This is a genomic window from uncultured Streptococcus sp., from assembly GCF_901875575.1.
Lineage (GTDB): Bacteria > Bacillota > Bacilli > Lactobacillales > Streptococcaceae > Streptococcus.
Genome location: NZ_CABFMF010000034.1, coordinates 1 through 1,527 on the forward strand (window position 1 = coordinate 1; position 1,527 = coordinate 1,527).

The following is a 1,527-nucleotide window of genomic DNA, read 5'->3' on the forward strand; positions in this document are numbered from 1 at the left end:
AAAATGGAAGTTATAAATGTAAGTAAAAATTATGGTCATTCAACCATTCTCAAAGATATAAATTTTGCACTTAATAAGGGTGAAATTGTTGGTCTAGTAGGGAGAAACGGAGTTGGCAAGAGTACATTGATGAAAATTCTTGTTCAGAATAATCAACCGACTTCAGGGAATATTATAAGCAGTGATAATGTTGGGTATTTAATTGAAGAACCAAAATTATTTTTATCTAAAACAGGTTTAGAGAATTTAAAATATTTGTCAAATTTATATGGTGTTGACTACAATCAAGAAAGATTTGGGAGTTTGATTCAAGAGTTAGATTTGACTCAGTCTATTAATAAAAAAGTAAAGACCTATTCTTTGGGTACAAAACAAAAATTAGCTTTGCTTCTAACTCTCGTTACGGAACCTGATATATTGATTTTAGATGAACCGACTAATGGTTTAGATATTGAATCATCACAAATAGTTTTAGCGGTTCTAAAAAATTTAGCTTTACATGAAAATGTGGGAATTTTAATATCGAGTCATAAATTAGAAGATATTGAAGAAATTTGTGAGAGGGTCCTTTTCTTGGAGAACGGACTTTTGACATTCCAAAAAGTAGGAAAAGATAGTCATAATTGCTTGTTTGAGATAGCTTTTTCATCAGCTACAGATAGAGACATTTTCATTACCAAACAAGAATTTGGGGACATTGTTCAGGAAGAGGGACTGAGAATTACTATGTCTGGGAATATTCAAAGTAGTGAGCTTTTTAAATTTTTTAACGAAAACTCTATTAAAGTAGTTGATTTTGAAACTAAAAAAGAGACGCTTAAAGATATTTATCTAAATCGTTCAAAATAAAGGAAGGTTACAATCATGAAATTAAATAAATTGAATTTTCTTAAGGAAAATATAAGAGATTTATATTCATCAGGCGTAATATATCTCGGTTTGCTTATCTCGTTTATACCGCTCATACTAGTTACATTCTTTATTCTAAAGACTCAAGGGACATCGCTTGGTATTAAGCATATTTCAAACTTTTATGCTATGCTCGGTATGTTAATGGCTGTTATACATGCTAACCGAATTATTAGCAGGGATTTTTCCCACAATACGATAAGCTTATTTTATAATCAACAGAAGAATCGGATGATTTACGTCTTGTCTAATTTTCTATATGCCATCTCAGTTTCCATTATTTATGCTTTGAATGGCATTGTGCTACTAGTCATCGTAAGTAAATTGGGTGTTCCAGGTGATTTAGGTTTAGATTTTATAGTATCCATTGTAGTCAATACAATTTTGTTAGTCCTATTTTATTTTCTATTATCTTACATTTTCTATTTATACAAATTGAAAAGTGGCTTGGTATTTGGTATTTTAGTAGCTTTACTACTCTTTATTCCTAACATATTAAATACGATTATGATGAATACTAGTAATGATTTGTTTATCAAAGCAATTGAACTTCTTCCTTTTTATTCCTTACCTGTATTTGTTGCTTCAAATACGATGTCTATTAGTCAGTATCTTGTG

Annotated in this window: 2 protein-coding genes; both read left to right on the forward strand. The window is 29.9% G+C overall.

The window, feature by feature from the left end:
* The first annotated feature begins 3 nt into the window (after positions 1 to 3).
* On the forward strand, positions 4 to 849 hold the full coding sequence (locus QZ114_RS07620; RefSeq protein ID WP_295501704.1) for an ABC transporter ATP-binding protein: 846 nt from the start codon (positions 4 to 6) through the stop codon (positions 847 to 849).
* A gap of 15 nt (positions 850 to 864) precedes the next feature.
* A partial coding sequence (locus tag QZ114_RS07625; RefSeq protein ID WP_295501703.1) for a hypothetical protein occupies positions 865 to 1,527 on the forward strand: 663 nt, incomplete at its 3' end.